Origin of the sequence: Pseudomonas sp. B35(2017) (assembly GCF_002113645.1) — a bacterium.
GTDB lineage: Bacteria > Pseudomonadota > Gammaproteobacteria > Pseudomonadales > Pseudomonadaceae > Aquipseudomonas > Aquipseudomonas ekonensis.
Window position 1 is genome coordinate 48,611 of record NZ_NEIZ01000016.1, and the last position, 25,295, is coordinate 73,905.

Below are 25,295 nucleotides of genomic sequence, written 5' to 3' on the forward strand. Positions count from 1 at the left end.
ATTGAGGGCGGCCGGTCAGGCAATAGAATGCAAGCCGCGCTGGCCCCATCGCTGGCAAGCCAGCTCCCACAGGGTTCGGCGGTGACCGCAGGCTCGGCATCCACCCAAGAACCTTTGTGGGAGCCAGCCTGCTGGCGATGGCGGTGGGTCAGGCAACGGAAATGCCAGCCTCATCGCTTGCAGGCAAGTTCCCGCCAGGAGCCTAACGCGGCGGGTAGTTGGCCAGGATCCGGCCGACGGTCTCGCGGATCGCGCTGCTGCGGTCGGACGGGTTCGGCGTGCGGCTGAGCATCTGTTCGTCGCTGCCGCGCCAGACCAGTTTGCCGTCCTTGCCGTCGATCAGATCGATCTGGATGGTGGCGACCTTGTAGGTGACGTTGCGGGTTTCGTTGTACATCGGCGCGCCCCAGTAGCCGTTCCAGGGGCCGCCCCAACCGCCGCCGTAGTTGGTCGTCACTTGCTGCTGGCGGTCTTCGACGATCAGGTAGGTCTGTACGTTCAGGTCGCCCCGGGCCCCTTGGGCGGCCGGGCGCAGGCCGCGTTGGTCGAGCTGGTCGGCGACGGCCTGGCGGATGCGCTGTTCGGTGAGGTCGCTCTTGATCCGCGGGTCGTCGGGGCGGTATTGCAGGGCAGGTTCTTTCCAGCTCCAGCTGCGGTAGGCGGCGAAGTCGCGGCTGGCGTCGAAGTCATGGTTGACCTGGTTGGCGGCGCAGGCGCCGAGCAGCGCGGCCACAGCCAGTAGAGCGAGACGGCGGAACATGGTTTTTCTCCGGTGGAAGACATGAACCCGGGGGCTTCGCGTTGCCTTGAAGCTAACTGGGAGGATACGCCGACATGGCCTTTTCCACAGCCTCGCGGATCGCGTCGGCACGTTCGATCTGGTTGCCGCGGGTGCCGGTTTCGGCGCTGGCGCTCCACACCGGTTGGCCCGTGCCGGCGTCGAACAGATCGACCCGCACCACCACGACCTGCTCCTGATAGGTGCGCACGACCGGCACGGTGTTGTACATCCCGTAACCCCGGCCATAGCGGTCATAGCCGCCGTATCCGCCGTAGTAGCCGTAATCGTCCTGCACCTGGCGCAGACGGGTCTCCAGCCGGAGGTCGGCGCTGACGAACAGGTCGGCCGGGCGGTTGTCGCGCAACGGCCGCAAGCCGCGCTGATCGAGGGCGTTGCTGACGGCCTCGGCCACCTGCGCCGAATCGGCCCAGGCCGTGCCCGGCGGCAGACGCCCGTTGAGCCACGCCCAACTGCGGTAGCGCCCGTAGTCCCGCGGCGGCGCCGGGTAGGCGCTGCGGTCGAACACCGTGGCGGCCTGCGGCGGCGCCGGCGGCAAGGGGCGCGATTGCGCCACGTAAGGGTTGCTGCCCTGGCAGGCGGCCAACCCCAGGCAGATCAGCAGTAACCCGCAATGCGTCTTCATTTCGTGCTCCGATCAGATCGGCCGGCAGATCCAGTGCAGGTAACGCCCAAGCCCGGCGAAGCTTGGGTGGCGGCGGTGGGCAAGCTCCATTTCCAGCAAGTCAGGCAGTGCGGCGCGGGACTGGAACTCCACCGGCATGTAATCGTGGAAAACCCGCACGCCGCTCTGGCTTTCGACCTGCCACAGGCCCGCGAGTTGCGCGGCCAGCTCCCGCGGGTCCAACGGTTGCTGCGGGGTCAGGCTCTGCTTTTCGCCGGCCATGTCGTTCTTGCGCAGCTTCTTGAAATGGCCCTTGAGCAGGTTGCGGTAGACCAGCGCATCGCGGTTGTAGAACGCCAGCGACAGCCAGCCGCCGGGCGCGGTCAATTGATGCAGCACCGGCAGGATCGTGTGCGGCTCGGCCAGCCATTCCAGCACCGCATGGCAGACCACCAGGTCATAGGGCTCGCTGAGCAGCCCGGGCAGTTCCTGCCACGGCGCCTGGATGAACGTCGCCTGCCGCCCGGCCTCGGCGAAGCGCTGGCGTGCGCCTTCGAGCATCGGCTCGGCCGGCTCGGCCAAGGTCACGGCGTGCCCGCGCTCGGCCAGCCACAGCGACATGTGGCCCAGCCCGGCGCCGATGTCCAGCACCCGCAGCGGCCGCTCCGGCAACGCTTCGGCAAGGTCCGCCTGCAGCACCGCCAGACGGATCGCGCCCTTGGCGCCACCGTAGATCTTTTCGGCGAAGCGGGTCGCCAACCGGTCGAAGTGACGGTCGCTCATGCGCCGAACCGCCGTTCGCTGTCGGCCAGCTTGCTGCGCACCACCTCGTTCATGTCCAGCCCCAGCTCGCTGCACAGCAGGAGCAGATAGAGGACGATGTCGCCGACTTCCTGGCCGGCATGGGCGAGCTTGTCCGCCGGCAGTTCGCGCGACTGGTCTTCGCTCAGCCACTGGAAGATCTCCACCAGCTCGGCCATTTCCACGCTGGCGGCCATGGCCAGGTTCTTCGGACTGTGAAATTGCCGCCAGTCGTTGCGGTCGCGGATGGCGTGCAGGCGTTCGGTCAGTTCAACAAGGTTCATCGGGCTCTCCTGAATGCGCATAGCTTCGGGGGGATGCCCGGCGAAGGCAAGGGGCGCAGGTCCGGCGGCGCAGTGGGATTCACTGTGGGCACGAAGCAAAACCACTATGCTTGCAGGGAACCGGGCCGCGCTCGCGGCGGTCCAAGGTTCAGCCTTTTGATCAGGATGGATACATGCAGGCAGAAAGCTTTTTCGAATGGCTGGGCCAGGCGCTCGGCTCGGTCATCCGCTTCATCGTCGACGGTCTGAGCGGCCTGTTCAACCTGCTGGGCAACGCCGGCGGCAACTTCATCGACGGCCTGGCGCGCACGCTGGGCATGGACACGTCGATCATCAGCATCGTCACGCTGATCGTCGGGCTGATGCTGCTGTGGTCGGCGATCCGCGCCTTCATGAACGTGCGGATCGTCGCCGGGATCATCTGGCTGCTGCTGGGCCTGTGGCTGCTGAGCTGGATCATCCACTGACGCCATCCCCGCAAGCAGCCGCTACAATGCGGGCACCTCAAGGAGCCCGCATGTCCAACCTGACCGCCGACTGGCGTGACCGTCCGACCCACCGCCGGGTCTGGGCCCTCGCCGCCCCGATGATCCTTTCCAACATTTCCGTGCCGCTGGTGGCGCTGGTCGACAGCACCGTGATCGGCCACCTGCCCCATGCCCATCAGTTGGGCGCCGTGGCGGTGGGCGCCAGCCTGTACACGTTCCTGGCCTGGGCCATGGGTTTCCTGCGCATGGGCACCACCGGGTTCGCGGCCCAGGCGGCGGGACGCCGCGACGGCGCCGCGCTGCGCCAGATCCTGCTGCAAGGCCTGCTGCTGGCGATGGGGCTGGCGGTGCTGCTCGGCATCCTGGGCGTGCCCCTGAGCGGCATCGCCCTGCACGTCATGCAACCGTCGGCGGAGCTCGACCAACTGACCCGGGAGTTCTTCCACACCCGTCTGTTCGGCCTGCCGGCGGCCCTGGCCACCTATGCGCTGGTCGGTTGGTTCCTCGGCACCCAGAACGCCCGGGCGCCGCTGGCGATCCTGCTGACCACCAACCTGATCAACATCGTGCTCAACCTGTGGTTCGTCATCGGCCTGGACTGGGGCGTGGCCGGTTCGGCCCGGGCTTCGGTGGTGGCCGAATGGTGCGGCGCCCTGCTCGGCCTGTCGCTGACGTCGAAGGCCCTGCGGGCCTATCCCGGCCGCATCGTCTGGGCGACCCTCAAGCGTTGGGGCAACTGGCGGCCGCTGCTGACGGTCAACCGCGACATCTTCATCCGCAGCCTGGCGCTGCAATCGGTGTTCTTCCTGATCACCGTGCAAGGCGCGCGGCTGGGCGACGCCACCGTGGCGGCCAACGCGCTGCTGCTCAACGGCCTGCTGCTGACGGCCCACGCCCTCGACGGCCTGGCCCATGCGGTGGAAGCCCTGTGCGGGCACGCCATCGGCGCCCGCGACCGCACCGCCCTGCGCCGCTCGCTGGTGGTGGCCGGCGGTTGGTCATTGCTGGCCAGCATCGGTTTCGCCGTGGGGTTCCTTTACGCCGGGCACCTGTTCATCGACCTGCAGACCGACATCCCGAGCGTGCGCAGCACGGCGTACCTGTACCTGCCCTACCTCGCCGCCCTGCCGCTGATCGCCGTGTGGAGCTACCTGCTCGACGGCCTGTTCATCGGCGCCACCCGCGCCAGGGAAATGCGCAACTGCATGCTGCTGACGGTGGTGGCGCTGTTGCCCCTGGCCTGGCTGCTGCAGGATCTGGGCAATCACGGGCTGTGGATCGCGTTCCTGCTGTTCATGGCGCTGCGCAGCCTGACGCTGGGCGCCCAGGCGCTGCGGCTGGGCCGCGACGATGGCTGGTTCAGCGCCACCGCCCACTGAACCCTCAGGGGCCGTCGCGCTGCCACAGGCGATGCAGGTGATCGAGCCGCTGCTGCGGGGTCAGGCCCGCCGGCGGCGGCACCAACGGCGCACGGGGATGCTGCAGCCGCAGCCACAGCCAGCCGTCGAGCACGGCGCGTTCGCTGAAGCCCAGGCCCAACCCCTCCTGGACATATCGCCACAACGCCGCGTAATCGGCGTTCAACGCCCGGCTCCAGCGCCAGGCATGCTGCTCCAGCAGGCACGTGCGCAAACGCCTCTGCTGAAGCGCCGTAAGACTTTGATCCACCGCCAACGGCGTCACCGCAAGCCCGGGATTGCGCAGCTGCTGCCAGCCCAGGCTGCCGAGCGCCCGGTCGGCCCAGGAGCCGCCGTACCAGCGCAACCGGCGGATCGGCCCGAGCCAGCAGCTCAATTGCGCCGCATCGCAGGCGTCGAAGAAATAACTGGCGGTCTGCGTGTTGTAGAACCCGAACAAGGCCCGGTGATGCAGGCCCACCGAGACGGTCAGCATGCAGCGCAGATGCGCCAGCAAGCGTTCGACCGGCGCCTCGCAGCCGATCAGCAGACCGCGCCAGGTCTGCGGATCGCTGTGGCACAGGGCCGTCAACGCCGGGCTCCCCGCCAGCGCGACCAGCAGCGGCCCTTGCTCGCGCACCGGCTGAAACTCGGTGGCCTCGAACAGCCACACCTGATGCTGATGCGCAAACCCCTGACGCAGCGTGGCCTGCACCTGGGGCGTCAGCGGGGCGTCCAGCAGCAGCCATTGCGCCTGCGGCTCCGGCGACCGGCCGCTCATGCGGCGCCGCCCGGCTCAAGCGCGCCGAGCAGCCGGCAACTGCACAGCGGCTGCGGGCAATGGGCAAAACTGCCTCCGCCGGGGATCAGGCACAGCAACAGCAGCGGCTGCGCCGAGCCCAGCCATTGCGCCAGCCCTTCGCTGCGCGGCGCCTCCATCGGCGGGTCGTCCTCGCCATCGGCTCCGGCATCGAACCCGGCATCGACCGGCGCCTGAAGAATGCCGCTGATGACAGGCCGGTCGGGATCCCCCTCCAGAAACCCCACCACCACTTCAACGCCTTCGCGCAGCGCCGCCGGGGGCACATCGGCCAGGCCCGGCGCCAGGGCAAGCCAGCAATGGCTGGGCGCCGCGCCTTCACCCTGGTAGAGCCAGTCGAACTGCACCGCCACCCGCCGCAAGGGGTCGGGCGGCGGTTCGTCCACCCCGACCACCCAGGCCCGCTGCAGGCTGTGCAGGGCCGGGATGGCGGCCGGCGGGGGGACGGGCGCCGGACTGCCGGGTGCAACGCAGGCGATCCGGTTGCGGTAAGGAGGATCCAGGGCCGTGCCGGCCTGATGCTCGACCCGCGCCACCAGCCAGTCCCGTTCCCCGCCCATGGCCGCAGGACCGCTCAACGACAGCCTCCGGCCGCTGCGCAGCAACGGCATCCGCGTGCCGCCCTCGGCGGTCTGCGCCCGGCCATCGGTGCGCGCCTGCCACGGGTGCACGCCCGCGCCGTCCAACGGGCCTACGCTTATCTGGGGCAACTTCGCCGGGTCGTCGCCGAACACCAGGCAATGCCCGTCGCGCCGGTGTTCGAAGTGATAGTGGATCTGCGCCTGCGCGCACAGGCGCTGGACGAACTGCAGGTCCGACTCGCGGTACTGGGTGCAGAACGTTCGGGCCGGGTATTGGCCCGAAAGCCGAAACTGCCGCTGGACGCCGACGATGCCGTGCTCCTTGAGCACCTGGTCGAGGATCTGCGGCACCGAACGGCCACTGAACATCCGCTGGCTGCAGCGCAGCGCCAGGCAGCTCAACGCCGGCGCCAGGCGCACCCGGCACAGCCGGGCCCCGGGGCCGTGCTCACGCTGGACAAGACTGTGCAGGCGCCCGTGCACGCCCTCGGGCGCCGGGCCGAACTGCAGGAACGCCGCGCGGAACATCAGCCCGGCCAGGTCGAGGTGCGGATCGTCGATCAGCACATCGACCTCGAAGGCATAAGGCTCGGCGAACCCTTCCCGACCGGTGAAGGCCAGCACTTCCAGGGGCTCGGGCAGTCCCGCGACGTCGAGACGAAACAACGGCTCGTTGACTGGATCGAACATGGGGCGGATCTCTACAGGAGGGACAGCCGGGGATTCTCGCCGAGAGCCTTGGCCGAGTAGAGGGCCGAAGTACAACTTAGGAAATGACCTACGTGAAAAGCAGACCGCTTCACTTTGTCGGTCTAGGCAGCGAACTGTTTCACGCGGAAATTGAGAAAAGCCCTACCGGGCCATCCGAATTTTCCACAACGTCAGGAAAACATTCAGATGGCCCGGCAGAGCTGTGCCGTGTCTCAGGAAGACAGGTAGGAGGAGCGGGTCAGGCCCAGGCGCAGGGCATCGAGGAACTGGGTGCGCTCGTTGGCGCTGATGCGGGCACTGGCGCACTTGTCGCGGTAGTGGGTCATCAGTTCCTCCGGCGACAGGTGCACATAGCGCAGCATGTCTTCGATGGTGTCGTGGGTTTCGATGCCGGCGTGGTACACGCTGCCGTCGGCGTTCTGGTAGATGTTCACCGAGTCGGTGTCGCCGAACAGGTTGTGCATGTCGCCGAGGATTTCCTGGTAGGCGCCGACCAGGAACACGCCCAGCAGATAATCCTCGCCATCGTTCAGTGCGTGCACCGGCAGGCTGGTCTCGATGCTCTGCTCGTCGACGTACTGGTTGATCTTGCCGTCGGAGTCGCAGGTCAGGTCCTGCAGCACGGCGCGGCGCAGCGGCTCTTCATCCAGACGGTGCAGCGGGATGATCGGCAGCACCTGGTCGATCGCCCAGGTGTCCGGCAGGCTCTGGAACACCGAGAAGTTGCAGATGTACTTGTCGGCCAGCTTGTCGTTGAGTTCGTCCAGCACCTGACGGTGCGAACGCTGACGCGCCTTCAGCGAGTTGTGCAGGCGACGGCACACGGCGAAGTAGCACTGCTCGGCCAGGGCCTTTTCGGCCAGGGTCAGCTTGCCGTCGGCGTACTGGGCCGCCACGTCGCTCATGTAGTGGGTGGCGCGCCAGTAGGTTTCGGTGACCATCTCGATGTCGGTCGGGCCGAGCAGGTCCACCAGCCACTGCACGGTTTCCGGCAGCGCTTCCTTGTTTTCGATCTGCGGCACGTCGTCGTTGTGTTTCTCGACGTCGGTCACCTGCACCACCAGCATGGCGTGGTGGGCGGTCAGCGAACGGCCGCTCTCGGAGAAGATGTGCGGGTGCGGCAGGCTCTGCGCGTCGCAGAACTCCTTGAGCATGCCCACCACCACTCCGGCGTAGTCGTCCATGTCGTAGTTGATCGAGCTGGCGTTGCGCGAGTGGGTGCCGTCGTAGTCCACGCCCAGGCCGCCGCCGACGTCGATGTGATCGACCGGCAGGCCGAGGTTGCGCAGCTCGCCGTAGTAGCGGATCGCTTCCTTGAAGCCGTGCTGGTAGTCGGCGAGGTTGGCGATCTGCGAACCCATGTGAAAGTGCAGCAGGCGGATGCCCTGATCCAGGCCCGCCGCGCGGAAACGCTCGACCACCGACAGCAGCTGCGCCGCCGACAGGCCGAACTTGGACTTCTCGCCGCCGGTGTCCGCCCACTTCGACGAGGCCAGCGACGACAGGCGCACGCGCAGGCCGACCTGCGGCTTCACCCGCAGGGAGGCGGCCTCTTCGATCACCAGGCCGACTTCCGATTCCTTCTCGATCACGATGAACACGTTGTGGCCGAGCTTCTGGCCCATCAGCGCCAGGCGGATGAACTCGCGGTCCTTGTAGCCGTTGCAGACGATGGTGCCGCCCTTCGGCGCCAGCGCCAGCACCGCCAGCAGCTCAGGCTTGGAACCGGCCTCAAGGCCGATGGACACGTTCTGGGTGGCGATGATGTTCTCGATCACCGCTTCTTGCTGGTTGACCTTGATCGGGTACAGCGCGGTGTACTTGCTCTGGTATTCCAGACGCTCGATGTTCGCGTCGAAGGCGCCGGTCAGCTGACGGACGCGGTCTTGCAGGATGTCGGGGAAGCGCACCAGCAACGGCAGGGACAAGCCGCTCTTGCGCAGCTGGTCGACCTGTTCGAACAGGTCGATGGGCGAACTGCTCGGGCCGTTCGGACGAACTTCGACGCGACCGGCGTCATTGATCGCGAAATACCCGGCCCCCCAATGGCGGATCCCGTAAACACTGCGGCTGTCCGCAACTGTCCATTGGCTGCCATCGTCTTTGCGTGTGCGTCGTACGGACATCGAAGTCCCCTATAAAGAAGTCATGAAGCGTCGCCTGACAGTCAGGCCGGCGCAGTCTAAAGAATGAAAATGACGGTTCGTCAGCGGGCGGTAGACCGCGCCCGCTGTCACGAGTTTAGAGACCGGTCATGAACAGGCTCTGTGAAAACCAATGAGACGACGCCGGACCTGAAGGGATTCAGGGCCGGATCAAGCCGCGAGTGGCTTTCACAGAGGCTGCTAGCCGCCGGACTTCTTCGCCTTGAAACCTTGCTTGATCAGCTCGGCCAAGAGTAGCTCGACATGATCGCCCTGGATTTCGATGACCCCGTCCTTCAGCGCACCGCCGGTGCCGCAACGTTTCTTCAACGTCGCCGCCAGCTCCTTGAGCGCGTCGATGGCCAGCGGCACGCCGGTGATGGTGGTCACCGTCTTGCCACCACGGCCCTTGCTCTCGCGTCGCACGCGGGCAATGCCGTCGCCGGCCGGGATTTGCGTCTGTCTGCAGATGCAGGCGTCCACCGGTTTACTGCATTCCGGGCAATGACGACCTGCGTCGGTGGAAAACACCAGGCCGCCCAGGGCGGCGAAGGATGCGGCTTTTTTGGCCACCGGCAATCCTCTCGGGAGGACAAAAGACTGGCCGCCGCCTTGGGCAAGGCGATCGACCGCGAAGCCCCACTCAGGCAGGGGCAGCGCTACTGCACCGACGCTTTCGGGAAAGCGGGCCGGCGCAGCTTGAAAAGGTCGCGCAGTGTAACGGCAAAAAGCCGACTTGCTAAGAGCCAATCGGCGCCAATTTACACCTTCTTTGCGACGTCGTTGCCCCGGGCCTTCAGATAGCGTTCCAACGCCGCCAAGGAGTCCGGGCAGTAAGGCTTTTGCGTGATTTCCAGCATGACCTGTCCGACGGGCATGAAGCATGCCTCCAGCACTTCTTCGGGCTGCAGCTTCAGGGGGCCGTCCCACACCGCCGAGAACGCCGAGCACCATAGGCGGCTTTCGCTGTCCTCGAAGAAGAAATGGTCGTGGGCGGTCAGTTCGACGCCGCTCACGCCCAGCTCCTCTTCCAGCTCGCGGGCCGCCGATTCGGCGTAGGTTTCGCTGGCCAGCACCATGCCGCCGGCCGCCACGTCCCAATACCCGGGATAGATCGCCTTGCTCAAGGTGCGCCGGTGCACGCACAGCTCGCCGGCAGAGTTGAACAGCATGATGTAGGTGCCGCGGCCGATCAGCCCGCGCTCACGCAGCTCGGCCCGCGCCAGGGAGCCGAGCAGGTTGTCCCGCTCGTCGACCCAGGCGATGCGTTCGGCGTCCGAGGCGGCGCGGTGGGCCGCCTCGTCGGGAAGGTCGCTCATGGCTCAACCCTGGTTGAGCAGTTGGCGCAGGTCGATCACGGCGGCGTTGGCCCGGGAGATGTAATTGGCCATCACCAGCGAGTGGTTGGCCAGCACCCCGAAACCGCTGCCGTTGAGGATCATCGGGCTCCACACCGGCTCCTGCGAGGCTTCCAGCTCGCGGATGATCTGGCGCACGCTGACCGTGGCGTTCTTCTTGGCCAGCACGTCGGCGAAGTCCACTTCGATGGCGCGCAGCAGGTGCGACAGCGCCCAGGCCTGGCCGCGGGCTTCATAGAAGACGTTGTCGATCTGCATCCACGGGGTCTCGACCACTTCCTCGTCGACCTGCGGCACTTCGCCCACGGCCGGCACTTCGGTCTTCAGCGCAGTGTTGAGCTTGACCCGGCCGACGCTGGCCGACAGCCGCTGCGACAGCGAACCCAGACGGGTGCCGACATCGCCCAGCCAGTTGTTCAGGTTGTCGGCGCGGGCGTAGAACAGCGCGCTCTTCTGGTCGGGGCTCGCCAGGCGCGCCTGGTAACGGGTCAGGGAATTGATGCCTTCCTGATACTCCGACTCGCTGGACGGCAGGATCCAGCTCTTGTTGTCGAAGTTGAAGCGCGGCTCGGCCTTGGCCAGGTCGGCGTCTTCGGCCGACTGCGACTGCGAACGGGCGAAGTCCTTGCGCAGGGCCCGGGTCAGGTCGCGCACCTGCACCAGCACGCCGTATTCCCAGCTCGGCATGTTGTCCATCCACAGGCCCGGCGGGAAGCGGTCGTTGGAAATGTAGCCGCCCGGCTTGGTCAGCAACGTGCCGGCCACGGTCTTGAGGGTCTCGACGGTGGTGTAGCCGACCACCATCTGCTTGCCTTCCTTCTCGGCGGCGACCTGCGCGTTCTGCGCCACGGGAAACAGCGCCGGCTCCTGGCTCCAGTACCAGCCAAGGCCAATGGTCACCAACAGGTAAATGCCCACCAGGGTGGCCAGCGCACGGCTGAACAGCAGGCCGCCCAGATAGCTGCGGGTGGCCGACTTGGGTTCGGCGGCACGTTCAGGCGCGCTGCCCGCGCGGTTCTTCCAGTCCAGCATGGCGATATCCTTTCAGACTTGGGTTCAACGGTTCGACAGCAACCATACAGCAACGTGCCTTGCCCCGGCACCCGCCGTTGCGGGCATCCGGGAAAAACAGCGCTGCCGCGTCCCGAAAAAGGAAGGCTGGGCTGGGATTGGCATGGCGCCGCTCCTTGTTCGTTGAAACATGGGGTCATGACCGGGCAAACGTCTTCTAGGGGTTTCCCTGACCCTATCAACGATAAACACCCTGGAAACCGATGCTGGAGAAAAGCAGAACGCCCTGTAGGACAACATCCGAAACGCGTCGGGAAATCTCTTCAACCATGAGAGGAAACTTCCTGTAAGCCCAGCCTACGGGCACTTTTCGCAAGCGCATGTCCAGGCCGAAACCGCCAAGTCGAAAACTGAATGGTGCTGCGCCGCAGATTATTGACGTACGACACTCATGTAAGGGAAAAGAGGTGCTAGCATAGAGCCACCAGTCGATCTCAGCATGCACCCTAACTAGTAGTCAGGATATGACCGAGCCAGAAGACCCCAGCCGTGAGCGCCTCAAGCACCACTTTGCCCAGCGGGTAATTCATCAGGCACGTCAGATTCTTGAGATATGGCAGCGCCTGCAACGCAGCGAATGGTCCACCGCCGACCTCGCCGAGCTGAGCGAGGCCAACCTGCGCCTGCTGCGTTTCGCCGAGCGCTTCGAACAGCCTGAGCACACGCAGCTGGCCCGCCACATCAGCCAGTCGCTGGAAGCCGTCGACGCCAACCGCGGCCGGCTGAGCAGCGGCCTGATCACCGACCTCAACCGCTTGATGCAGCGCCTGTCGCGCACTGGCCTGCGCCACGGCGACCAGCTCGACCAGACGTTCCTGCCGCCGCTGCGCAAACCGATCTACGTGCTGCTGCAAGACCATGACCGCGCCGAGCGGCTGGCCAAGCAACTGGAGTTCTTCGGCCTCACCGCCCAGGCGCTGGACAGCGTGTCGGCGTTCCGTTCCTCGATGGTCGAGCGCCTGCCCGCCGCCATCGTCATGGACGTGGACTTCAGCGCCCCCGGCGTCGGCCTGACCCTGGCCGCCGAAGCCCAGCAGGGCCTGGAGGAGCCGCTGCCGCTGCTGTTCTTCAGCCTGCACGAAACCGACACCCCGACCCGCCTGGCCGCCGTGCGCGCCGGCGGCCGGGAGTTCCTCACCGGCACCCTCGAAGCGTCGAGCCTGCTGGAGAAGATCGAGGTGCTGACCTGCGTCGCCCAGTACGAACCCTATAAAGTGCTGATCATCGACGACTCCCGCGCCCAGGCCCTGCACACCGAACGCCTGCTCAACAGCGCGGGCATCGTCACCCGCACCCTGATCGAGCCGATCCAGGCCATGGCCGAACTGGCGGATTTCCAGCCGGACCTGATCATCCTCGACATGTACATGCCGGCCTGCACCGGCACCGAACTGGCCAAGGTCATCCGCCACAACGACCGCTACGTCAGCGTGCCGATCATTTACCTGTCGGCCGAGGACGACCTGGACAAGCAGCTCGACGCCATGAGCGAGGGCGGCGACGACTTCCTGACCAAACCGATCAAACCGCGCCACCTGATCACCACCGTGCGCAACCGCGCCGCCCGGGCGCGCAACCTCAAGGCGCGGATGGTGCGCGACAGTCTCACCGGCCTGTACAACCACACCCACATCCTGCAACTGCTGGAGGACTGCTCGTTCCGCGCCCGCCGCGAGGGCAAGCCGCTGAGCTTCGCCATGCTCGACATCGACCACTTCAAGCGGGTCAACGACAGCCACGGCCACCCGATGGGCGACCGGGTGATCAAGAGCCTGGCGCTGTTCCTCAAGCAGCGCCTGCGCAAGACCGACTTCATCGGCCGCTACGGCGGCGAGGAATTCGCCATCGTCATGCCCGACACCGACCTGACCGCCGCGCACAACGTGCTCGACGAGATCCGCCAGCGCTTCGCCGAGATCCACTACCCGGCGCAGCCGCAGGATCTGTGGTGCACCTTCAGCGCCGGTGTCGTGGAGATGAGCGAGGACTCCGACAGCCTGATGATGGCCACCCAGGCCGACGAGGCCCTGTACCGCGCCAAGGGCGAAGGGCGCAACCGGGTGCAGGTCGCCCGGGACTCAAAGCAAAGTGCCACTTTTTCATCGGAATCCACTGATTCGGTCATAACCCTGTAACAGAACCGCAATAAATTCAGGCGCTTACCATTTCTGCCGTTGGTAGCCGTCATGCGCCTGAAGTTGCTCACCAATCTCAACACGCTGTTGCTGGTCGCCGTGTGCGTGGCCCTCGGCGCCACGCTGTGGTGGTCGCAGAGAGCCCTGGAGCGCCCTTACCTGCTGATGGAGCGCTACCTGGGTCTGTCGCAGCGCTTTCAGAACGATGCGGCACGCAACGTCGAAGACTACCTCGCCAGCGGCGACGCCCTGCGCCTGAGCGGCGCCACCGCCGCCCTCGACGACCTGCAAAAGGAACTCGGCGAACTGTCGCCCGCCCTGGCCGACACCCTGCGGCCGAGCCTTTCGGACCTGGACGATTTCAGCAAGACCGACCTGCTGGCGGCCGGCAAGCTGGCCGGCGACCCGCAAGCGCTGCTGGTGCAGGCCGAACGGGAGCTGAGCGCCAGCCTCGACCAGCTCAGCACCTACGCCAACGGCAATGCGGCGTACCTGGCGCCGCTGCTCAACGCGGCGCAGCACCTGGGCAAGCTGACGCTGGCCCGGGACAAACTGGTCAGCAGCGGCCGCAGCGAACTGGCCGCCGACGTCGAACGGGAAGTCGCCAACCTGCGTGCCCAGGCCCAGGCCATCGATGCCCTGCCGTTGCTCGGCGTGATCAGCCAGAGCGAATCCGGCAGCGACGACTTCGCCGCGATGATGGGCATCGAAAGCACCGAAAAGGCCGCCGCCGAAGACGCCGGCGTCGGCCTCAAGCGTGAACTCAACAGCCTGCTCGGCCGCTACCCGGCGGAGCTTTCGCGCACCCGCGAGCAGATCCAGAAGCGAACCGACCTTGCCGCCGCCACCCACCGGAAGATAGCCGCCGTGCAGCAGGCCATCGCCGGGCTGGAGCCGGCCGTGCGCGCCCAGCACGGCCAGATCCAGGGCGAGGTGCGGCTGATGCAGGGCGTGATGATCGGCCTGATCCTGTTGATCGCGCTGCTGATCGACACCTTGCAGCGGCGCCTGGCCCGCACGCTCACCAATCTCGCGCCGGCGCTGTCGACCTGGGCCGAGGGCGACTTCAGCCGCGACATCCGGCTGGGCAAGACCAACCGCGAACTGCACGACATCGAAGCCTCGCTCAACCGCTTGCGCGCCTACCTGGTGGATCTGGTCGGCACCATCCGCGGCAACGCCGAGCAGGTGGCCGGCAGCAGTCGCACCCTGGCCGAGCTGAGCAACGACCTGCACAGCGGCGCCGAACACCAGGCCGGGGACACCGCGCTGATCCGCGACTCCCTCAGCGAACTGGAAGCGACCATCCAGCAAGTGGCCGGCGACGCCCGCCAGGCCGCCGACGCCAGCCGCCATGCCGGGCAGGCCGTCGAGCACGGCCAGCAGGTGATCGGCCAGAGCCTCACCGGGCTGCATGCGCTGGTCGGCGAGGTGCAGGGCAACGCGCAGATGATCGAACACCTGGCGGAGGAGTCCGCCACCATCGGCGGCGTGCTGACGGTGATCCGCTCGATCGCCGACCAGACCAACCTGCTGGCGCTCAACGCCGCCATCGAAGCGGCCCGGGCCGGCGAGATGGGCCGCGGCTTCGCCGTGGTGGCCGAGGAAGTCCGCTCGCTGGCGCAACGCACCGCCGGGGCCACCGCCGAGATCCAGACGCTGATCGCCGGCCTGCAGACCGCCGCCCGTCAATCGGTCGAAGGCATGCGCACCCAGGTCGAACACGCCGAAGCCACGGCCAACCAGGCCCAGGCGGCGGACGGGGCGCTGGACAAGATCGTCGGCGCGATCCAGACCATCGCCGCCACCGCCGTACGCATCGCCGACGTCACCGCCCAGCAGAGCGGCGCGGTCAGCGAGATCCGCGACCACAGCGAGCGGATCCACCAGTTGGGCGGGGACAACCTGCTGCGCATCGGCCAAGGGCGCGAGCAAGGCGAAAACCTGCTGGAGCTGGGCGGGCAACTGCACACGGCGGTGCAGGCTTTCCGCGTCTGACCGGCGGCATGGGCGGGCTGGGCCTGCGGGAGCAACCGTCTTGCGCTGCCGGCCCCATCGCCGGCAGGCCGGCTCCCCCAGGCACGATATCGCACACACCATTGCGCTGCGTCAGGCCAATCGCCGCAGCGCGTCCTGCAGCCCCCGGCACCGTCCGCTATCATGCCCTCAATTCCGATACGCGAGATTGTCATGCGCCGCCTGCTTTGCCTCCTGCTCTTGATCCTTGCCCTGCCGGCCGGCGCCGCCGGGCTGTTCGACAGCAAACCCAGCGCCTCCCTGGGCTCGATCAACAACAGCGCCGACTTCCTGCCGGTGCGCGAAGCCTTCCGGCTGAGCCTGGTCGAAACCACGCCGCAGTCGGTCAAGCTGCGCTTCGTCGCCACCGAGGGCTATTACCTCTACCGCCACCGCTTCCAGTTCCGCGCCGACCCGTCCGACGTGACGCTGGGCGCCGCGCAACTGCAGCCGGGCGAGCAGAAGCACGACGAGTTCTTCGGTGACGTGGAGGTCTACCACGGCATCACCGATGTCGAACTGCCGCGCAACGATGCCCGCCCCTTCACGCTCGCCGTCACCTATCAGGGCTGCGCCGACAAGGGCTTGTGCTATCCGCCGGAGACCGAACGGCTGAACATCGAAGGCAGCGCTTCGGCCGGCACGGCGCCGCCCGCCTGGGACTGGCGCGACCTGGCGCTGTTCTTCCTTGCGGGCCTGGGCCTGACGTTCACGCCCTGCGTGCTGCCGATGCTGCCGATCCTTTCCGGCGTGGTGCTGCGCGGCCAGGTCGGCGGGTTACGCGGCTTCAACCTGTCGCTCGCCTATGTGCTGCCGATGGCGGCGTGCTTTGCCCTGCTGGGGGCGCTGATGGGACTGTTCGGTGCGCAGCTCAACCTGCAGGCGCGGCTGCAGTCGGCGTGGGTGCTGGTGCCGTTCGCCCTGTTCTTTGCGGTGTTCGCCCTGGCGATGTTCGGCGTGTTCGAGCTCAAGCTGCCGCACGTCATCAGCAGCCGCCTCGACCGTATCGCCGGACGCACCGAAGGCGGCTCGTTGTGGGGCGCGGCGGTGCTGGGCGTGGTCTCCAGTTTGCTGGTGTCGCCGTGCGTCTCGGCGCCACTGGCCGGTGCGCTGCTATATATAAGCGCCAGTGGCGATGCGCTGGGCGGCGGGCTGAAGCTGTTCATGCTCGGCCTGGGCATGGGCGCGCCGCTGTTGCTGGTGGCCACCGGCGGCGCCGCATGGCTGCCCAAGAGCGGGCCATGGATGATGTACGTGAAGAACGGCATCGGCGTGCTGTTGCTGGGGCTGTCGATCGGTTTGCTCAGCCGCGTGCTGCCGGGCCAGGTCACGTTGCTGCTGATCGGGCTGCTGGCCGGCGGCGTGGGCCTGTTCCTCGGTGCGCTGGAGTTCGTCTACAAGCCGCCGCGCAAACGCCTCGGCCAGTTGCTGGGGATGTTCCTGCTGTTCTATGCGCTGGCCTGCTGGTACGGCGCGTTCAGCGGCCAGACCGACCCGCTGAACCCCATTGCTCCGCGCATGGCCCAACATGACGCACCGGCCCAGGACAGCGGTCAGTGGCAGACCGTCAGCACCCCGGCGGAGCTGGACCGCGTGCTGCTGGAGGCGAAGGCCGCCGGCACCCCGCTGCTGCTCGACTGGTACGCCGACTGGTGCATCAGCTGCAAGGTCATCGAGCACGAAGTGCTCAACGACGCCACGGTCATGGAGCGGCTCAAGGGCTACCGGCTGATCCGCTTCGATATCACCGCAAGCACCGCCGAACAGCGCTCCCTGCTCGACCGCTACACCTTGTTCGGCCCGCCGGCGCTGATGTTCTTCGGCAAGGACGGTAACGAACGCCTTGATGTGCGGGTGATCGGCGAGATCGGCGCGGCCGGCTTCCTTGAGCGGATCCGCCAGGCGAATGACCGGATTTAATCACTCGGTCACATACTTTGCGCAAACATCGGGCATCGTGCTGGCTATTGCAGAGAACTGGACAGTCACAAAGTCTTTGCGGCATAGTCGCCGGGTTCCGACGAAGGCTCACCCCAAACAAGGTACACGCAGATGGCAACGCTATTGGTGCTGCACGGCCCCAACCTGAACCTGCTCGGCACCCGGGAACCGGGCACCTACGGCTCGACCACCCTGGCGCAGATCAACCAGGACCTGGAGCGCCGCGCCCGCGAAGCCGGCCATCACCTGCTGTACCTGCAGAGCAACGCCGAGTACGAACTGATCGACCGGATCCATGCCGCCCGCGACGAGGGCGTGGACTTCATCCTGATCAATCCGGCGGCTTTTACGCACACAAGTGTCGCATTACGTGACGCGCTGCTGGCGGTGAGCATCCCATTCATCGAAGTGCATCTGTCCAACGTGCACAAACGCGAACCTTTCCGCCATCACTCCTACTTCTCCGATGTTGCGGTGGGAGTGATCTGCGGCCTTGGCGCCAGCGGTTACCGACTGGCCCTGGAGGCCGCCCTGGAACAGCTTGAACGACAGGCAACGGCTTGAACAACAAGCGTTAAACGCCCCTGACCGACCCTTGGGAGTTGATGATTCATGGATATCCGTAAAGTTAAGAAACTGATCGAATTGCTGGAAGAGTCCGGCATCGACGAGCTCGAGATCAAGGAAGGCGAAGAGTCCGTACGCATCAGCCGCAACAGCAAAGTTGCGCCGCAGCAGTACTACGCGCCGGCGCCTGCTCCGGTCGCCGCCCCAGCCGCACCGGCCGCCGCCCCAGTGGCTGCAGCCGCCCCGGCCGCCGCTGCCGCTCCAGCGCTGAACGGCACCGTCGCCCGTTCGCCGATGGTCGGCACTTTCTACCGCAAGGCATCGCCGACCTCGCCGGCCTTCGTTGAAGTCGGCCAGACCGTGAAGAAAGGCGACACCCTGTGCATCGTCGAAGCCATGAAGATGATGAACCACATCGAGGCGGAAGCCAGCGGCGTGATCGAATCCATCCTCGTCGAAGACGGTCAGCCGGTTGAGTTCGACCAACCGCTGTTCACCATCGTTTGAACTGCGGAGAGCCTTTGATGACTGCGAAGTTGGAAAAAGTTCTGATCGCTAACCGCGGTGAGATCGCCCTGCGGATTCTGCGTGCCTGCAAAGAGATGGGCATCAAGACCGTCGCCGTTTACTCCAAGGCCGACAAAGAGCTGATGCACCTGGGCCTGGCGGACGAATCCGTCTGCATCGGCCCGGCTTCCGCCGCGCACTCCTACCTGCACATCCCGGCGATCATCGCCGCCGCCGAAGTGACCGGCGCCACCGCCATTCACCCAGGCTACGGCTTCCTCGCGGAAAACGCGGACTTCGCCGAGCAGGTCGAGAACTCCGGCTTCGCCTTCATCGGCCCGAAGGCCGACACCATTCGCCTGATGGGCGACAAGGTCTCGGCCAAGCACGCGATGATCACCGCCGGCGTTCCGACCGTACCGGGCTCCGACGGCCCGCTGCCGGAAGACGAAGAGACGGCGCTGCGCATCGGCCGTGAAGTCGGCTACCCGGTGATCATCAAGGCTGCCGGCGGCGGTGGCGGTCGCGGCATGCGCGTGGTGCACAAGGAAGAAGACCTGATCGCCTCGGCGAAACTGACCCGTTCCGAAGCGGGCGCAGCGTTCGGCAACCCGATGGTCTATCTGGAGAAGTTCCTGACCAACCCGCGCCACGTCGAAGTGCAAGTGCTCTCCGACGGCCAAGGCAACGCCATCCACCTGGGCGACCGCGACTGCTCGCTGCAGCGCCGTCACCAGAAGGTCCTCGAAGAAGCGCCGGCACCGGGCATCGACGAGCAGGCCCGCAAGGAAGTCCTCGCCCGCTGCGTCCAGGCGTGCATCGACATCGGCTACCGCGGTGCCGGCACCTTCGAGTTCCTGTACGAGAACGGCCGGTTCTACTTCATCGAAATGAACACCCGCGTTCAGGTGGAGCACCCGGTTTCGGAGATGGTCACCGGCATCGACATCGTCAAGGAGATGCTCAGCATCGCCGCCGGCAACAAGCTGTCGTTCACCCAGGACGACGTGGTCATCCGCGGCCACTCGCTGGAGTGCCGGATCAACGCCGAAGACCCGAAGACCTTCATGCCGAGCCCTGGCACGGTCAAGCATTTCCATGCACCGGGCGGCAACGGCGTTCGCGTCGATTCGCACCTGTACAGCGGTTATGCGGTTCCGCCGAACTACGACTCGCTGATCGGCAAGCTGATCACCTACGGCGCCACCCGCGACGAGGCCATGGCACGCATGCGCAACGCCCTGGACGAAATCGTGGTGGACGGGATCAAGACCAACATCCCGCTGCACCGTGACCTGACCCGCGACGAAGGCTTCTGCAAAGGGGGCGTGAACATTCACTACCTCGAGCACAAGCTGGCCGGCGACAAGCACTAAGCTTCAGCCTGCGCACGACAAGGCCGCCTCCGGGCGGCCTTGTCGTATCCGCACCTCCGCTTCCTTGTGGAAGCGAGCCTGCTCGCGATGACGTCGGCACATTCAACACATACGGTGAATGGCACACCGCCTTCGCGAGCAGGCTCGCCCCTACAGGGGAAAGGCTGCGGTCAACACTGCTCCCACAAACGCCGTGCGCTCGCGTAAACTTGCGCGCTTCGCGCAGACCGCTAGGCTGCACATCAATCTTTTTCACAGGTGCCCGCCATGCCTTGGCTGCAAGTCCGTCTCGCCATCAGCCCAGAACAAGCCGAAACCTACGAAGACGCTTTCCTTGAAGTGGGCGCCGTTTCGGTGACCTTCATGGACGCCGAAGACCAACCGATCTTCGAGCCTGAACTCAACACCACCCCGCTGTGGTCGCACACCCATCTGCTGGCCCTGTTCGAGGGCGGCACCGAAGCCGCCGCCGTGCTGGCCCACCTTGAGCTGCTGACCGGCAGCCCGCTGCCCGAGCACCACAGCGAAGTGATCGAAGACCAGGACTGGGAACGCAGCTGGATGGACAACTTCCAGCCGATGCGCTTCGGCCAGCGCCTGTGGATCGTGCCGAGCTGGCACGCCGCACCCGAGCCCGGCGCGGTCAACCTGCTGCTGGATCCGGGTCTGGCGTTCGGCACCGGCACCCACCCGACCACCGCCCTGTGCCTGGAATGGCTCGACGGCCAGGACCTCAAAGGCTGCAACGTGCTGGACTTCGGCTGCGGCTCGGGGATCCTGGCCATCGCCGCCCTGCTGCTGGGCGCCAAGGAAGCGGTCGGCACCGACATCGACGTGCAGGCGCTGGAAGCCTCCCGCGACAACGCCGGGCGCAACGGCATCGCCGACGAACTGTTCCCGCTCTACCTGCCCCAGGATCTGCCGCAGGAAAAGGCCGACGTGCTGGTGGCCAACATCCTGGCAGGCCCCTTGGTCTCCCTCGCTGCGCAACTGTCCGGCCTGGTCAAGCCCGGCGGACGCCTGGCGTTGTCCGGCATCCTCGCCGAACAGGGCGATGAGGTCGCCGCCGCCTACGCCCAGGACTTCGACCTGGATCCGATCGCCAACCGTGACGGCTGGGTGCGCATCACCGGCCGTCGGCGCTAGAATGGCCGCCTGCACAATCCGGATCCTCGCATGACCGACAGCTTCGTCACCCAGTGCCCGCATTGCCAAACCAGCTTTCGCGTCAGCCACGCCCAATTGAGCGTGGCCCGCGGAGTGGTCCGTTGCGGCTCGTGCCTGCAAGTGTTCAACGCCGCCAAACAGCTGCTTGAACAGCGGGCCGGCAGGGAAACGGCCGTGCAGGCCGCGCCAGCGCCGAGCGAGCCGCCGCGCCCCGCGGAGCCGGCAGCCGCCGTACCGCAGCCTGCCGCCCCTGTCGAACCGGCACCGCCGCGCGCCATCAGCCAGAAGCAATGGAGCGCCGCCGAGCTGGACCTCGACAGCCTGGACCTGGACGAAGAGCTCGCCCGTCTCGAACAGCGTGAAATCCAGCCGATCACCGAGTCCGGCCGGCCCCGCGAAGAGTCCCTGAGCGCCCGCCGCGACAGCCACGAGCCGGACGACGGGGCCTGGCCCGACAGCCTGTTCAGCGAACCGGCGGACGAACGGATGGCCGCGCCGGCGCCGGACGACGAGCCACCGGCCGTCGAGCCGGAGCCGGCCAGGCCGCAGCGCACGGAGCCGTCGCTGTCGCTGGAACCTGTTGATCTGGACGACGAGCCGCCGATCCCGCAACTGCGGCTGCACGACCCGATCGACCCCGCCGCCCGCCAGGAGCGCCTGTCCGCGGACGACGAGCCCGAAGGCGAACTGCCGTCGGTCGAGCCCCTGCGCAAGAAACGCGAACGCGGCGAGCGCGCAGCCCCTGGCGTACGCGCCGAAGTGCTGCAGGACCTGACCGACGACCCGCTGCAGCTGGACTGGCAGAAACGCCGCTCCCCTTGGGGCCGGCGCTTTCTCTGGCTGCTGCTGATCATCCTCGCCGCCGCCGGTTTGGCCGGCCAGTACGTGGCCTACCATTTCGACGAACTGGCCCGCCAGGACCAGTACCGCCCGTGGTTCCAGCAACTGTGCCCGCAGATCGGCTGCACGGTGCCGTCGAAGGTCGACATCGCCAAGATCAAGAGCAGCAACCTGGTGGTGCGCAGCCATCCGGAGTTCAGCGGCGCGCTGGTGGTCGATGCGATCATCTACAACCGCGCTCCGTTCTCCCAACCGTTCCCGTTGCTGGAACTGCGCTTCGCCGACCTCAACGGGCACCTGATCGCCAGCCGTCGCTTCAAGCCCGGCGAGTACCTCAACGGCGACCTCGAAGGCATGGCGGAAATGCCGCCGCAGACGCCGATCCACATCGCGCTGGACATCCTCGACCCCGGGGCCAAAGCGGTGAACTACAGTCTGAGTTTCCACTCCCCCGAGTGAAACGCCCGGCCGCTGCGCGATTGGCGGCGGTTTTCTGACTTTGCCCGGCTCGACCAAACCGCTGGCGATAACAGAATAACTGTTCAGATTTTGTTCAATTCAGCCTTTATCCAGTCATCGAGAGCGGGTATCATGCCAACCCTTTTTCGAACTCTCATGATCCGGCCCCACTTCAGGGAAGTCCTATGTCGGCGGTACGCATCGGCCCATACACATTGCAGAACGGCTTGGTCCTCGCCCCGATGGCGGGGGTCACCGACCAGCCCTTCCGGCAGCTTTGCAAGCGTCTGGGCGCCGGGCTCGTGGTCTCGGAGATGGTCACCAGCGACATGAGCCTGTGGAACACCCGCAAGTCGCGCATGCGCATGATCCACGAAGGCGATCCCGAGCCGCGCTCGGTGCAGATCGCCGGCGGCGATGCGCAGATGCTGGCGGACGCGGCCCGGGCCAACGTCGGGCTGGGCGCGCAGATCATCGACATCAACATGGGTTGCCCGGCCAAGAAGGTCTGCAACAAGGCCGCCGGCTCCGCGTTGCTGAAGGATGAGGCGCTGGTCACCGAGATCCTGCACGCCGTGGTGGCGGCGGTCGATGTGCCGGTGACCCTGAAGATCCGCACCGGATGGGATCGCGAGAACAAGAACGGCCTGACCGTGGCGAAGATCGCCGAACAGGCCGGGATCACGGCGCTGGCGGTGCATGGCCGCACCCGCGCCGACCTGTACACCGGTGAGGCCGAGTACGACACGATCGCCGCGATCAAGCAGGCGGTGTCGATCCCGGTCTTCGCCAACGGCGACATCGATTCGCCGGAAAAGGCCCGGCACGTGCTCGACGCGACCGGCGCCGACGGCCTGCTGATCGGCCGGGCCGCCCAGGGGCGGCCGTGGATTTTCCGTGAGATCGAGCATTTCCTGCGCACCGGCGAAAAGCTGCCGGCGCCGGAGCTGATCGAGGTGGAACGCATTCTGCTTGAGCATCTGGCCGCCCTCCACGCGTTCTATGGGGACGTGATGGGCGTGCGCATCGCCCGCAAGCATGTGGGCTGGTATCTCGCAACCCTGCCGGGCGCCAGGGAGTTCCGCGCCCGCTTCAATCGTTTGGATGGTACGGAAACACAATGCGCCAACGTTCGGGAGTTCTTCGCCGAACGTTACAAGAGCCTGACAGGGGACGGAGAAGGGGTGGCCGCATGACGATGATGACCGAGACTTTAGTGAGTGGAACAACACCCGTGAGCGACAACGTGAATTTGAAACAGCACCTCAATACGCCGAGCGAAGAAGGCCAGACCCTTCGCGGGAGTGTCGAGAAGGCGCTGCACAATTATTTCGCCCACCTCGAGGGCGCAACCGTCACGGACGTGTACAACCTGGTGCTCTCCGAAGTCGAGGCTCCCCTGCTCGAAAGCGTGATGAACTACGTCAAGGGCAACCAGACCAAGGCCAGCGAGCTGCTCGGACTGAACCGCGGCACGCTGCGCAAGAAACTCAAGCAGTACGATTTGCTGTAAGCATTCAATACCAACCAGAAAGGCGCCCGCGTGAAACCGGTCGCCTTTTTTGCTGACTTCCCTTGCTTTTGATGGAAATTGAGATGACCGACCAGACTACCCGCCTGCCGATCCGCCGCGCCTTGATCAGCGTTTCCGACAAGACCGGGATCCTCGAATTCGCCAGGGAGCTGGAAGCCCTGGGCGTGGAAATCCTTTCCACCGGCGGGACCTTCAAGCTGCTGCAGGACAATGGCGTGTCCGCAGTGGAAGTCGCGGACTACACCGGTTTCGCCGAAATGATGGACGGCCGGGTCAAGACCCTGCACCCGAAAATCCACGGCGGCATCCTCGGCCGCCGCGGCACCGACGACGCCATCATGAACGAGCACGGCATCAAGCCGATCGATCTGGTCGCGGTCAACCTCTACCCGTTCGAAGCCACCATCAGCAAGCCCGGCTGCGACCTGCCGACCGCCATCGAGAACATCGACATCGGCGGGCCGACCATGGTGCGTTCGGCGGCGAAAAACCATAAAGACGTCGCCATCGTGGTGAACGCCAGCGACTACGCCAACGTGCTGCAGAACCTCAAGGCCGGCGGCCTGACCTACGCCCAGCGCTTCGACCTGATGCTCAAGGCCTTCGAGCACACCGCCGCCTACGACGGCATGATCGCCAACTACATGGGCACCGTGAACCAGGCCACCGACGTGCTGAGCACCGAAGGCCGCAGCGAATTCCCGCGCACCTTCAACAGCCAGTTCATCAAGGCCCAGGAAATGCGCTACGGCGAGAACCCGCACCAGAGCGCGGCGTTCTACGTGGAAGCCAAACCGGCCGAAGCCGGCATCGCCACCGCCACCCAGCTGCAAGGCAAGGAACTGTCGTACAACAACGTGGCCGACACCGACGCCGCGCTGGAATGCGTGAAGAGCTTCGTCAAGCCGGCCTGCGTCATCGTCAAGCACGCCAACCCGTGCGGCGTTGCCGTGAGCCCGGACGCCGAAGGCGGCATCCGCCAGGCCTATGAGCTGGCCTACGCCACCGACACCGAGTCGGCGTTCGGCGGCATCATCGCCTTCAACCGCGAACTCGACGCCGAGACCGCCAAGGCCATCGTCGAGCGTCAGTTCGTCGAAGTGATCATCGCCCCGAGCGTCAGCGAAGAAGCCCGCGCCGTGGTGGCCGCCAAGGCCAACGTGCGCCTGCTGGCCTGCGGCGAGTGGTCGGCCGACCGCAGCCCGGCCTGGGACTACAAGCGCGTCAACGGCGGCCTGCTGGTGCAGAGCCGCGACATCGGCATGATCAGCGCCGACGACCTGAAGGTCGTGACCAAGCGCGCGCCGACCGAGCAGGAAATCAACGACCTGATCTTCGCCTGGAAAGTGGCCAAGTTCGTCAAGTCCAACGCCATCGTCTACGCCAAGAACCGTCAGACCATCGGTGTCGGCGCCGGCCAGATGAGCCGCGTGAACTCCGCCCGCATCGCCGCGATCAAGGCCGAGCACGCCGGTCTGCAGGTGGCCGGCTCGGTCATGGCGTCCGACGCGTTCTTCCCGTTCCGCGACGGCCTGGACAACGCGGCCAAGGTCGGCATCACCGCAGTGATCCAGCCGGGCGGCTCGATGCGTGACGCTGAAGTGATTGCCGCTGCCGATGAAGCCGGCATCGCCATGGTCTTCACCGGCATGCGCCACTTCCGTCACTAACCAGCCGACGGCCGCACTGAAGCCG

At 66.2% G+C, this 25,295-nt stretch carries 23 protein-coding genes; 13 read left to right on the forward strand and 10 right to left on the reverse strand.

Features of this window, described 5'->3' with window-relative positions:
• Positions 1-202: 202 nt before the first annotated feature.
• From CAG41_RS22010 to CAG41_RS22025, 4 genes are read right to left on the reverse strand one after another with little or no spacing between them, the layout of a single operon-like run.
• Positions 203-760: a DUF4136 domain-containing protein gene (locus CAG41_RS22010; protein ID WP_085582670.1), complete on the reverse strand. Its 558-nt coding sequence runs from the start codon at positions 758-760 to the stop codon at positions 203-205.
• Between the two features lie 52 nt (positions 761-812).
• Positions 813-1,424 carry a DUF4136 domain-containing protein gene (locus tag CAG41_RS22015; protein ID WP_085582672.1) on the reverse strand — a complete coding sequence of 204 codons (612 nt, stop codon included), beginning with the start codon at positions 1,422-1,424 and terminating at the stop codon, positions 813-815.
• Positions 1,425-1,436: 12 nt separating this feature from the next.
• Positions 1,437-2,186 (reverse strand): methyltransferase domain-containing protein, encoded by a 750-nt coding sequence (locus CAG41_RS22020; protein ID WP_085582674.1) that lies wholly within the window; start codon positions 2,184-2,186, stop codon positions 1,437-1,439.
• The gene (locus CAG41_RS22025) at positions 2,183-2,488 is read right to left on the reverse strand and encodes a MazG-like family protein (RefSeq protein ID WP_085582676.1); all 306 of its coding nucleotides are present in this window, start codon (positions 2,486-2,488) and stop codon (positions 2,183-2,185) included. The genes CAG41_RS22020 and CAG41_RS22025 overlap by 4 nt, the downstream gene beginning before the upstream one ends.
• 173 nt (positions 2,489-2,661) lie before the next feature.
• On the opposite strand from CAG41_RS22025, the gene CAG41_RS22030 reads away from it, so the two are divergent.
• Both CAG41_RS22030 and CAG41_RS22035 read left to right on the forward strand, forming a co-directional pair.
• Positions 2,662-2,955, forward strand: coding sequence for a hypothetical protein (locus CAG41_RS22030; RefSeq protein WP_085582678.1), 294 nt, complete (start codon positions 2,662-2,664; stop codon positions 2,953-2,955).
• A gap of 50 nt (positions 2,956-3,005) precedes the next feature.
• On the forward strand, positions 3,006-4,355 hold the full coding sequence (locus tag CAG41_RS22035) for an MATE family efflux transporter (protein ID WP_085582680.1): 1,350 nt from the start codon (positions 3,006-3,008) through the stop codon (positions 4,353-4,355).
• Positions 4,356-4,359: 4 nt separating this feature from the next.
• Here CAG41_RS22035 and CAG41_RS22040 read toward each other — a convergent pair whose 3' ends face one another.
• From CAG41_RS22040 to CAG41_RS22065, 6 genes are all read right to left on the reverse strand, one after another.
• Positions 4,360-5,154, reverse strand: a complete 795-nt coding sequence (locus tag CAG41_RS22040) for a DUF4123 domain-containing protein (protein ID WP_085582682.1) — start codon at positions 5,152-5,154, stop codon at positions 4,360-4,362.
• A complete protein-coding gene (locus CAG41_RS22045; RefSeq protein WP_085582684.1) occupies positions 5,151-6,464 on the reverse strand; it encodes a type VI secretion system Vgr family protein in 1,314 nt (437 codons plus the stop codon). The genes CAG41_RS22040 and CAG41_RS22045 overlap by 4 nt, the downstream gene beginning before the upstream one ends.
• A gap of 233 nt (positions 6,465-6,697) precedes the next feature.
• Entirely contained in the window at positions 6,698-8,611 is a 1,914-nt protein-coding gene (gene speA / locus CAG41_RS22050) for an arginine decarboxylase (protein WP_085582687.1), read from the reverse strand.
• A 219-nt stretch (positions 8,612-8,830) separates the two neighbouring features.
• Positions 8,831-9,202 (reverse strand): translation initiation factor Sui1, encoded by a 372-nt coding sequence (locus CAG41_RS22055; RefSeq protein WP_085582968.1) that lies wholly within the window; start codon positions 9,200-9,202, stop codon positions 8,831-8,833.
• Positions 9,203-9,390: 188 nt separating this feature from the next.
• Positions 9,391-9,948 carry an NUDIX hydrolase gene (locus CAG41_RS22060; protein WP_085582689.1) on the reverse strand — a complete coding sequence of 186 codons (558 nt, stop codon included), beginning with the start codon at positions 9,946-9,948 and terminating at the stop codon, positions 9,391-9,393.
• A 3-nt stretch (positions 9,949-9,951) separates the two neighbouring features.
• Positions 9,952-11,019 carry a DUF2333 family protein gene (locus CAG41_RS22065; protein ID WP_085582691.1) on the reverse strand — a complete coding sequence of 356 codons (1,068 nt, stop codon included), beginning with the start codon at positions 11,017-11,019 and terminating at the stop codon, positions 9,952-9,954.
• 503 nt (positions 11,020-11,522) lie between these two features.
• Between CAG41_RS22065 and gcbA the strand changes: the two genes are divergently transcribed.
• From gcbA to purH, 11 genes are all read left to right on the forward strand, one after another.
• Positions 11,523-13,193, forward strand: a complete 1,671-nt coding sequence (gcbA, locus tag CAG41_RS22070) for a diguanylate cyclase GcbA (RefSeq protein ID WP_085582693.1) — start codon at positions 11,523-11,525, stop codon at positions 13,191-13,193.
• A gap of 51 nt (positions 13,194-13,244) precedes the next feature.
• Entirely contained in the window at positions 13,245-15,191 is a 1,947-nt protein-coding gene (locus CAG41_RS22075) for a methyl-accepting chemotaxis protein (protein WP_085695299.1), read from the forward strand.
• Positions 15,192-15,383: 192 nt separating this feature from the next.
• On the forward strand, positions 15,384-17,129 hold the full coding sequence (locus CAG41_RS22080) for a protein-disulfide reductase DsbD (RefSeq protein WP_085707474.1): 1,746 nt from the start codon (positions 15,384-15,386) through the stop codon (positions 17,127-17,129).
• Positions 17,130-17,261: 132 nt separating this feature from the next.
• Positions 17,262-17,714 (forward strand): type II 3-dehydroquinate dehydratase, encoded by a 453-nt coding sequence (aroQ, locus tag CAG41_RS22085; RefSeq protein ID WP_085582699.1) that lies wholly within the window; start codon positions 17,262-17,264, stop codon positions 17,712-17,714.
• Positions 17,715-17,762: 48 nt separating this feature from the next.
• Positions 17,763-18,224: an acetyl-CoA carboxylase biotin carboxyl carrier protein gene (accB, locus tag CAG41_RS22090; RefSeq protein WP_085582701.1), complete on the forward strand. Its 462-nt coding sequence runs from the start codon at positions 17,763-17,765 to the stop codon at positions 18,222-18,224.
• 17 nt (positions 18,225-18,241) lie between these two features.
• Positions 18,242-19,600, forward strand: coding sequence for an acetyl-CoA carboxylase biotin carboxylase subunit (gene accC, locus CAG41_RS22095; RefSeq protein WP_085582703.1), 1,359 nt, complete (start codon positions 18,242-18,244; stop codon positions 19,598-19,600).
• A gap of 267 nt (positions 19,601-19,867) precedes the next feature.
• A complete protein-coding gene (prmA, locus tag CAG41_RS22105; protein WP_085582707.1) occupies positions 19,868-20,746 on the forward strand; it encodes a 50S ribosomal protein L11 methyltransferase in 879 nt (292 codons plus the stop codon).
• A gap of 30 nt (positions 20,747-20,776) precedes the next feature.
• Positions 20,777-22,066 carry a DUF3426 domain-containing protein gene (locus CAG41_RS22110; protein WP_085582709.1) on the forward strand — a complete coding sequence of 430 codons (1,290 nt, stop codon included), beginning with the start codon at positions 20,777-20,779 and terminating at the stop codon, positions 22,064-22,066.
• A 185-nt stretch (positions 22,067-22,251) separates the two neighbouring features.
• Positions 22,252-23,262 (forward strand): tRNA dihydrouridine synthase DusB, encoded by a 1,011-nt coding sequence (dusB, locus tag CAG41_RS22115; protein ID WP_085582712.1) that lies wholly within the window; start codon positions 22,252-22,254, stop codon positions 23,260-23,262.
• The gene (gene fis, locus CAG41_RS22120; protein WP_085582714.1) at positions 23,259-23,579 is read left to right on the forward strand and encodes a DNA-binding transcriptional regulator Fis; all 321 of its coding nucleotides are present in this window, start codon (positions 23,259-23,261) and stop codon (positions 23,577-23,579) included. Before dusB ends, fis begins: the two co-directional genes overlap by 4 nt.
• Positions 23,580-23,662: 83 nt before the next feature.
• Positions 23,663-25,270 carry a bifunctional phosphoribosylaminoimidazolecarboxamide formyltransferase/IMP cyclohydrolase gene (purH, locus tag CAG41_RS22125; RefSeq protein WP_085582716.1) on the forward strand — a complete coding sequence of 536 codons (1,608 nt, stop codon included), beginning with the start codon at positions 23,663-23,665 and terminating at the stop codon, positions 25,268-25,270.
• Positions 25,271-25,295: the final 25 nt, after the last annotated feature.

Bases quoted from the DNA above. Each gene is read 5' to 3' on its own strand.
- CAG41_RS22010 (WP_085582670.1), bottom strand. From the start codon at position 760: ATGTTCCGCCGTCTCGCTCTACTGGCTGTGGCCGCGCTGCTCGGCGCC.
- CAG41_RS22015 (WP_085582672.1), bottom strand. From the start codon at position 1,424: ATGAAGACGCATTGCGGGTTACTGCTGATCTGCCTGGGGTTGGCCGCC.
- CAG41_RS22020 (WP_085582674.1), bottom strand. From the start codon at position 2,186: ATGAGCGACCGTCACTTCGACCGGTTGGCGACCCGCTTCGCCGAAAAG.
- CAG41_RS22025 (WP_085582676.1), bottom strand. From the start codon at position 2,488: ATGAACCTTGTTGAACTGACCGAACGCCTGCACGCCATCCGCGACCGC.
- CAG41_RS22030 (WP_085582678.1), top strand. From the start codon at position 2,662: ATGCAGGCAGAAAGCTTTTTCGAATGGCTGGGCCAGGCGCTCGGCTCG.
- CAG41_RS22035 (WP_085582680.1), top strand. From the start codon at position 3,006: ATGTCCAACCTGACCGCCGACTGGCGTGACCGTCCGACCCACCGCCGG.
- CAG41_RS22040 (WP_085582682.1), bottom strand. From the start codon at position 5,154: ATGAGCGGCCGGTCGCCGGAGCCGCAGGCGCAATGGCTGCTGCTGGAC.
- CAG41_RS22045 (WP_085582684.1), bottom strand. From the start codon at position 6,464: ATGTTCGATCCAGTCAACGAGCCGTTGTTTCGTCTCGACGTCGCGGGA.
- speA (WP_085582687.1), bottom strand. From the start codon at position 8,611: ATGTCCGTACGACGCACACGCAAAGACGATGGCAGCCAATGGACAGTT.
- CAG41_RS22060 (WP_085582689.1), bottom strand. From the start codon at position 9,948: ATGAGCGACCTTCCCGACGAGGCGGCCCACCGCGCCGCCTCGGACGCC.
- CAG41_RS22065 (WP_085582691.1), bottom strand. From the start codon at position 11,019: ATGCTGGACTGGAAGAACCGCGCGGGCAGCGCGCCTGAACGTGCCGCC.
- gcbA (WP_085582693.1), top strand. From the start codon at position 11,523: ATGACCGAGCCAGAAGACCCCAGCCGTGAGCGCCTCAAGCACCACTTT.
- CAG41_RS22075 (WP_085695299.1), top strand. From the start codon at position 13,245: ATGCGCCTGAAGTTGCTCACCAATCTCAACACGCTGTTGCTGGTCGCC.
- CAG41_RS22080 (WP_085707474.1), top strand. From the start codon at position 15,384: ATGCGCCGCCTGCTTTGCCTCCTGCTCTTGATCCTTGCCCTGCCGGCC.
- aroQ (WP_085582699.1), top strand. From the start codon at position 17,262: ATGGCAACGCTATTGGTGCTGCACGGCCCCAACCTGAACCTGCTCGGC.
- accB (WP_085582701.1), top strand. From the start codon at position 17,763: ATGGATATCCGTAAAGTTAAGAAACTGATCGAATTGCTGGAAGAGTCC.
- accC (WP_085582703.1), top strand. From the start codon at position 18,242: ATGACTGCGAAGTTGGAAAAAGTTCTGATCGCTAACCGCGGTGAGATC.
- prmA (WP_085582707.1), top strand. From the start codon at position 19,868: ATGCCTTGGCTGCAAGTCCGTCTCGCCATCAGCCCAGAACAAGCCGAA.
- CAG41_RS22110 (WP_085582709.1), top strand. From the start codon at position 20,777: ATGACCGACAGCTTCGTCACCCAGTGCCCGCATTGCCAAACCAGCTTT.
- dusB (WP_085582712.1), top strand. From the start codon at position 22,252: ATGTCGGCGGTACGCATCGGCCCATACACATTGCAGAACGGCTTGGTC.
- fis (WP_085582714.1), top strand. From the start codon at position 23,259: ATGACGATGATGACCGAGACTTTAGTGAGTGGAACAACACCCGTGAGC.
- purH (WP_085582716.1), top strand. From the start codon at position 23,663: ATGACCGACCAGACTACCCGCCTGCCGATCCGCCGCGCCTTGATCAGC.